We start from the raw sequence: 7,358 nt of genomic DNA on the forward strand, positions 1-7,358 counted from the left end.
GTTGACAGGCGGCGGCGCGCGCGCGGCCTACCAAGTAGGTGCGCTGCGCGCCGTGTTGGATATTCTTGATCCAGAATCCCGTCCGGGTTTTCACAATCCGTTTCCCATCATTTGCGGCACCTCGGCGGGCTCCATCAATGCCACCGCTTTGGCGTGCCGTGCCGATCGTCCGCACCTCGCGGTGCGACGCATTCAGCGCCTCTGGGAATCTTTGCACACCAGCATGGTGTACCGGGCCGACGCGCCGGGCTTGATCAAGACCGGTGTGCGTTGGCTGGGCTTGCTGGCCCTGGGATGGATGTTTTCCGGTCTGGGCCGCGAGCGGCCCCGGTCGTTGCTGGACAATAAACCGTTGGCCGAGTTGTTGACGCGCGTGCTGGATTTCGAGCATTTGCATGCCAACTTGCAGCACAACGCCTTAAACGCCTTGGCGATTACCGCCTCGGGGTTTACCAGCGGCGAGCATCTGACTTTTTATCAGGCGAACCACGCGATTGATCCCTGGCACCGTTCATTGCGGCGGGCGCTGTCCGTACGCATCGGTGTCGAGCATCTGATGGCGTCCTCGTCCATTCCATTTGTCTTTCCTGCGCAACCTGTTGACGTGCAGGGCCAGCGCGAGTGGTGCGGTGATGGTTCCATGCGACAGTTGGCCCCCATCAGTCCGGCGATCCATTTGGGGGCTGCCCGGGTGTTGGTAATAGGCACCAGTTTTCGTGATGAGACGCATCCCGAAAAACGCGAGGCCTCGCCGCCTTATCCCAGCCTGGCGCAGGTGGGCGGACATGTACTCTCCAGCATCTTTTTAGATGGCTTATCAATGGATTTGGAGCGTCTGGAACGGATTAACGAACTGGTCACCTACATCGGCCATGATCCGGCAGTAGGTGGGGGTGTCCGGCGGGTGAACGTCCTGACCTTGACACCGAGTCAGTCGTTGGACCTGTTGGCGCTCGATTATTTATCTGAAATGCCTCTCGAAGCCCGTACCCTTTTTCGCGTACTCGGTGTATCGTCCGACCCTGATCGTTCGGGTGGTGGCGCGTTGTTGTCTTATTTATTGTTCGAAGGCGCTTACACACAACGATTGATTGAACTGGGGTATGCCGATACGATGCGGCGTAGCGAAGATGTCGCGGGTTTTTTCAAGGAGGGCCAGGCATGACGCACAATGGCCAGTCTACGTTGCAGCGCCAATTGAGCAGCGGTGGCGCGATCGATCATGGCGATCTGCAGAAAGATGCCGTGGATGAGGCTGCGCGTGAACTCGGGTTAGCGTTCATGGTGGCCGAGTGCGACCGGGCGCGCAGCCGGTCGGCGGTATTGCGGGCGATTGCCAAAGCGGTCGATTTTCCTGAATATTTTGGCGGGAATTTCGATGCGCTCTATGACTGTTTATGTGACACGGTCTTAGATCAAAAAACCGGCTTCGTGTTGTGGTTGGTGAAACTGCATTCAGGGGATCCCGCGTTGGCCGATGATGCAGCGCAGATCGAATCCGTGTGCGCGGATGTAGTGACATTTGCGCAGGAGAACGGGCGTTCGTTCAGTTACATCGTCGAGCATGCGGGCAAGCATCCGGATCCTGAACCGGGAGTGGCTGCAGCACGCTACGGAGAAGGCTGAGCGCGGGGTGTTGCTCTGCCGGAGTAACACTTTGCGCTGCATTACCAGCCGAGTATCGCCGTCACCGCCGAGATCAAGGCAAGCCCCGCCGTTTCGGTGCGCAACACACGTGGTCCGAACCGCACAGATTGAACGCCATATTGAGCGGCCAGCGCCAGCTCAGCCTCTGACCACCCGCCCTCCGGCCCAACGAGCAGATTGAGCGATTGCAGCGGTTCGCGTCCAGCTGACGTGGCGAGCGCATCGGCCAGCGTTGGAACCGCATCCGGATGGCAGAGCAGACGCAGGCCCGTGGCAGGTTGTTCCAGCCATTCCCGTAATCCCATCGGCGCATCGACATCCATGAGCCGATTGCGCCCGCATTGTTCCGCGGCGGATTGCGCGATGCGAGCCCAATGGGATACCCGTTTCTCCAGGCGAGCGCCGCTCAGTTGCAACACACTGCGTTGCGCGGCGATGGGCGTGACGCGGCTCGCACCGAGTTCGACGGCCTTTTCTATCACCCAGTCCATTTTGTCGCCCGAAGGCAAGCCCTGCACCAGCGTGACACTGCCTGCGAGCTCAGCTTCGCGAGGGTCGTGATCGCCCAATTGCGCCCAGGCCGATTTGCCGTCAATGCCCAGCGTCGCGGGGTATTCACCGCCCAGGCCGTTAAAGAGCACAATGGGTGCACCGTCGCGCAGACGCAGCACGCGTACGGCATGATGCGCCAACGCATCGGGCAGAGACAGGCGGGTGCCCGGAGAAAGCGGGGTATCGCAGAAAAAACGCGGCAACGGCATGGCGATGAAATAACAGGACGCTCTAGAGCGCGGGCGGGCAAGAATATGCGTAGCCTACCACTCTGATCGGCCAAATTCAGGCGTGCCGGCACGGCATCCCGTCTCGATATCGTCCGGCTTCGGCCCGGCGTCGCGTCCGGGTATCCCCGGATGCTAAAATCGTAAGCTTCACAATTCCTGTCACCTGGCCCCATTTTTGGCTGGCCGGAGTCTACGAGCCTTTTCCGCATGAGCCCATCCACTGCCCAACCCCTGGCCCTGGCCGACGCCATTCGCGTTCTAGCCATGGATGCTGTCCAACAAGCAAACTCGGGGCATCCCGGCGCCCCGATGGGGATGGCGGAAATTGCCCAGGCACTATGGCTGGGCCACCTGCGCCACAATCCGGCCGATCCGGCCTGGGCCAACCGCGACCGCTTCGTGCTGTCCAACGGCCATGGCTCGATGCTGATCTACGCGCTGCTGCATCTGACCGGCTACGATCTGCCGATCGAGGAGTTGAAACAATTCCGTCAATTGCATTCCCGCACGCCGGGCCACCCCGAGGTTGGCATCACCCCGGGCGTCGAGACCACCACCGGTCCTCTGGGCCAAGGCGTGGCCAATGCCGTGGGGATGGCGCTGGCCGAGGCGCTGTTGGCCGCTGAATTCAACAAGCCTGGCCTGCCGATCGTAGATCACTACACCTATGCATTCGTGGGCGACGGTTGCCTGATGGAAGGCATTTCCCACGAAGCCTGTTCCTTGGCCGGCACGCTGAAGCTCTCCAAGCTCGTGGTCCTGTACGACGATAACGGCATTTCCATCGACGGCCATGTCGAACATTGGTTTGGCGACGATACCGGCAAGCGTTTCGAGGGCTATGGCTGGAACGTCATCCGTGGCGTCGATGGCCACGATGTGGCTGCCGTCGATGCCGCGATTGCCCAGGCGCGCGCGCAGTCTGACAAGCCCACGCTGATCATCTGCCGCACCATCATCGGCAAGGGCGCACCCACGATGGCGGGTACGCACAATGTGCACGGCGCACCGTTGGGCGCCGAAGAAATCGCAGCGACGCGTGCGGCGTTGGGCTGGACCGCGGCGCCGTTCGAGTTGCCGCAAGCCGTGCGCGAGGGCTGGGATGCCCGCCAGGCCGGCGCCGAGGCGCAAACTGCGTGGCAAGCCAGCTTTGATGCCTACGCGGCCCAGTACCCCGCCGAGGCGGCTGAGTTCACCCGCCGCATGAAGGGCGAGCTCCCCGCAGACATCGCCGAAAAACTTCAGGCCTTCATCCAGGCCACCGACGAAAAAGCCGAGACGGTCGCTACCCGCAAAGCCTCTCAATTCGCCATTGCGGCACTGGCTGCTGCATTGCCCGAACTGCTGGGCGGCTCGGCCGACCTGACGGGCTCGAACTACACCGACTGGAAGGGCGTTGCACCGGTGCGCGCCGGTGAGCAGGGCATTCAGTTTGGCCGCCACATCAACTACGGCGTGCGTGAGTTCGGCATGTCCGCCGTCATGAACGGCATCGCGCTGCATGGCGGTTACCTGCCATTCGGCGGGACGTTCCTGACGTTCTCCGATTACTCGCGCAATGCTATCCGCATGGCCGCGTTGATGAAACAACGTGTGGTGCACGTATTCACGCACGACTCCATCGGCCTGGGCGAAGACGGCCCTACGCACCAATCGATCGAGCACGCCTCCAGCCTGCGTTTGATTCCGAATCTGTCGGTATGGCGTCCTTGCGATACCACGGAGACAGCCGTGGCCTGGGCCACCGCCGTGTCGCGTCCGGCCAGCATCGGCATGGATGTGCACGATGGCGGTCCGACTGCGCTGTTGCTGTCGCGCCAGAACCTGCCTTTCGTCCCGCGCGACGCTGACACGCTGAAAGCGATTGTCCGCGGTGGTTACGTTCTGCGAGACGCAGAAGGCGCGCGTGCCGTTATCATCGCCACGGGCTCCGAGGTCGCTATCGCGCTGGCTGCACAAGAGCAGTTGGCCGCAGAGGGGATCGCGGTACGCGTGGTGTCCATGCCCAGCACTGACGTGTTCGATCGTCAGGATGCCGAGTGGAAACGCAGCGTATTGCCGCCGGGATTGCCGCGCGTCGCCGTCGAGGCGGGCACCACGGCGCTGTGGCACAAATACGTGGGTCTGGAGGGCGCCGTGGTCGGTATCGACCGTTACGGCGAATCCGCACCTGCGGGAGCCTTGTTCAAGTTCTTCGGTCTGACTGCCGACAAGGTAGCCGAGACTGTCAAGCAAGTTTTGTAAAAGGAGCTCTTAGTCATGACCATTCGCGTCGCCATTAACGGATACGGCCGCATCGGCCGCAACGTCCTGCGTGCCCACTACGAGGGCGGTAAAAAACACGACATCGAGATCGTTGCCATCAACGACCTGGGTGACCCCAAGACCAACGCGCACCTGACGCGCTACGACACCGCCCACGGCAAGTTCCCCGGCACGGTCGAGGTCGAAGGCGATTACATGATCGTCAATGGCGACAAGATCCGCGTCCTGGCTAATCGCAACCCAGCCGAATTGCCCTGGGGCGAGCTGAAAGTCGACGTCGTGATGGAATGCACGGGCTTTTTCACCTCGAAAGAAAAAGCCAGCGCCCACCTGAAAGGCGGCGCCAAGAAAGTCATCATCTCGGCTCCCGGCGGCAAAGACGTGGACGCCACTGTTGTGTACGGCGTGAACCACGGCGTGCTGAAAGCCACCGACACCGTCATCTCGAACGCTTCGTGCACCACCAACTGCCTGGCCCCGCTGGTCAAGCCGCTGCACGACAAACTGGGTGTGGAAAGCGGCCTGATGACCACGGTCCATTCCTACACCAATGACCAGGTTCTGACCGACGTCTATCACGAAGACCTGCGCCGCGCCCGTTCGGCCACCATGAGCATGATCCCGACCAAAACCGGCGCCGCTGCTGCCGTGGGTCTGGTGTTGCCCGAGTTGAACGGCAAGCTCGACGGCTTTGCGATCCGCGTGCCGACCATCAACGTGTCGCTGGTCGATCTGTCGTTCGTGGCCTCGCGCGAAACCACCGTCGACGAAGTCAACAGCATCCTCAAGGCCGCCTCCGAAGGCGAACTGAAAGGCATCCTGAACTACAACACCGAGCCCCTGGTTTCGGTTGACTTCAACCACAACCCGGCTTCCAGCACCTACGATTCCACGTTGACCAAGGTCTCGGGCAAGCTGGTCAAGGTCTCGTCGTGGTATGACAACGAGTGGGGCTTCTCGAACCGCATGCTCGACACCACCGTCGCGCTGATGTCCGCCAAGTAATCCGCCATGGCCAAGGTCAATACCCTGTCCGCGCTGGCCAAGGCTGGCGCGCTGCATGGCAAGCGGGTGTTCATCCGCGCCGATCTGAACGTGCCGTTTGACGACGCGGGTCAGATCAGCGAAGACACGCGTATCCGCGCTTCGGTGCCGGGCATCCGTCTGGCGCTCGATAGCGGCGCCGCTGTCATGGTGACCTCGCACCTGGGACGCCCCACCGAGGGCGTACTGACCGAAGCCGACTCGCTGGACCGTGTGGGCCAGCGTTTGTCGCAACTGCTGGGCATGCCCGTGCAGTTGGTCAAAGACTGGGTCGACGGCGTGACCGTCAATCCGGGCCAGGTCGTGTTGCTGGAAAACTGCCGCGTCAATCCCGGCGAAAAGAAAAACGACGAAACCTTGTCGCGCAAGATGGCGGCATTGTGCGACGTCTACGTCAACGATGCTTTCGGGACGGCACACCGTGCCGAGGCCACCACGCACGGCATCGCGCGTTTTGCGCCGATCGCTTGCGCGGGTCCGTTGCTCGAGGCCGAGCTGGACGCATTGGGCCGTGCTCTGCACGAACCGAAGCGCCCGTTGGTAGCCATCGTCGGCGGCTCCAAGGTCTCGACCAAGCTCTCCATCCTGCAGTCGCTGGCCGACAAGGTTGATCAGTTGGTGGTGGGCGGCGGTATCGCCAATACCTTCATGCTGGCGGCTGGCTTGTCCATTGGTAAATCACTGGCCGAGCCCGACCAGGTCGAGCAGGCCCGTGCCGTGATCGACATCATGAAAAAGCGCGGCGCAGAAGTCCCCATCCCGACGGATGTGGTGTGCGCCAAGTCGTTTTCCGCTGATGCCGAAGCCACCGTCAAGGCGGCTGACGCGGTTGCTGACGATGATCTGATTCTGGACATTGGCCCGCAGACCGCACAGCATTTGGCTGGGATTCTGCAGCAGGCAGGCACCATCGTCTGGAACGGCCCCGTGGGCGTGTTCGAGTTCGATGCGTTCGCCAACGGCACCGAAGTCCTCGCCAAAGCGATTGCCGAATCACCTGCGTTTTCGATCGCAGGCGGTGGCGACACGCTGGCAGCCATCGCCAAATACGGGATCGCTGACAAGGTCGGCTATATCTCCACTGGGGGCGGTGCATTCCTGGAATTCCTGGAAGGCAAGTCCTTGCCGGCTGTGGCTATTCTCGAGGAACGTGCTGGCTGATTGTTCGATGGCTTGTCGCTGTTGTTGTTAGCTGGAGAAATGCCAGGCATGTGATGTGCTTGGCATTTTTTTTTGTGCTGATCGGTGTTCAGGGTTCTATTGGTCGTCGAGCCGAGGCAATCGGCCCGGCCGGGCTTCACAAAGTCGGTCCGGCGCGCGGGCGCCGGACACCGTGTTCGCTCGTCTCGTCCGCGCGTTCGCGCTCCCTTCGACGTCCGCTCCACTCGACTTTGAGGCGCCCGGCCGGGCCGATTGCCTCGGCTCGACTGGCAGCAACTAGAATTCTCTGCATCGCTGGCACGACTTTCTTGCTTGGCGTTTTTCTGCAGCCGCGGTGGTAGAGAGGAAGATCTTGCGGTGCTGCTTTCGGGGGACGCCCTGCGCGTCCCCCTCAAGCGATCGGTCCGGGCATGCGGTAGGGGTGGCGTGGTGCCTGGTTGGAAGATCTGCTTGAGTGCG

The 7,358-nt window shown here is 61.7% G+C and carries 6 protein-coding genes; 5 read left to right on the plus strand and 1 reads right to left on the minus strand.

Translation table 11 applies throughout. The features are described 5' to 3' along the window. The first annotated feature begins 1 nt into the window (after position 1). Positions 2-1,165, plus strand: a complete 1,164-nt coding sequence (locus ACYVIT_RS05125; protein ID WP_415808715.1) for a patatin-like phospholipase family protein — start codon at positions 2-4, stop codon at positions 1,163-1,165. Continuing rightward, positions 1,162-1,626 carry a barstar family protein gene (locus ACYVIT_RS05130; protein WP_415808706.1) on the plus strand — a complete coding sequence of 155 codons (465 nt, stop codon included), beginning with the start codon at positions 1,162-1,164 and terminating at the stop codon, positions 1,624-1,626. The genes ACYVIT_RS05125 and ACYVIT_RS05130 overlap by 4 nt, the downstream gene beginning before the upstream one ends. 41 nt (positions 1,627-1,667) lie before the next feature. Here ACYVIT_RS05130 and ACYVIT_RS05135 read toward each other — a convergent pair whose 3' ends face one another. Continuing rightward, entirely contained in the window at positions 1,668-2,408 is a 741-nt protein-coding gene (locus tag ACYVIT_RS05135; RefSeq protein WP_415808707.1) for a 16S rRNA (uracil(1498)-N(3))-methyltransferase, read from the minus strand. A 228-nt stretch (positions 2,409-2,636) separates the two neighbouring features. On the opposite strand from ACYVIT_RS05135, the gene tkt reads away from it, so the two are divergent. Genes tkt through ACYVIT_RS05150 form a run of 3 tightly spaced genes read left to right on the plus strand, consistent with a single transcriptional unit; the run spans position 2,637 to position 6,899 of the window. Then, positions 2,637-4,673, plus strand: a complete 2,037-nt coding sequence (gene tkt, locus ACYVIT_RS05140) for a transketolase (RefSeq protein WP_415808708.1) — start codon at positions 2,637-2,639, stop codon at positions 4,671-4,673. 15 nt (positions 4,674-4,688) lie between these two features. Next, positions 4,689-5,699, plus strand: coding sequence for a type I glyceraldehyde-3-phosphate dehydrogenase (gap, locus tag ACYVIT_RS05145; RefSeq protein WP_415808709.1), 1,011 nt, complete (start codon positions 4,689-4,691; stop codon positions 5,697-5,699). 6 nt (positions 5,700-5,705) lie between these two features. After that, positions 5,706-6,899, plus strand: a complete 1,194-nt coding sequence (locus ACYVIT_RS05150; protein ID WP_415808710.1) for a phosphoglycerate kinase — start codon at positions 5,706-5,708, stop codon at positions 6,897-6,899. Positions 6,900-7,358: the final 459 nt, after the last annotated feature.

This window comes from Bordetella muralis (assembly GCF_054781015.1).

Bases quoted from the DNA above. Each gene is read 5' to 3' on its own strand.
- ACYVIT_RS05130 (WP_415808706.1), top strand. From the start codon at position 1,162: ATGACGCACAATGGCCAGTCTACGTTGCAGCGCCAATTGAGCAGCGGT.
- tkt (WP_415808708.1), top strand. From the start codon at position 2,637: ATGAGCCCATCCACTGCCCAACCCCTGGCCCTGGCCGACGCCATTCGC.
- gap (WP_415808709.1), top strand. From the start codon at position 4,689: ATGACCATTCGCGTCGCCATTAACGGATACGGCCGCATCGGCCGCAAC.
- ACYVIT_RS05150 (WP_415808710.1), top strand. From the start codon at position 5,706: ATGGCCAAGGTCAATACCCTGTCCGCGCTGGCCAAGGCTGGCGCGCTG.
- ACYVIT_RS05135 (WP_415808707.1), bottom strand. From the start codon at position 2,408: ATGCCGTTGCCGCGTTTTTTCTGCGATACCCCGCTTTCTCCGGGCACC.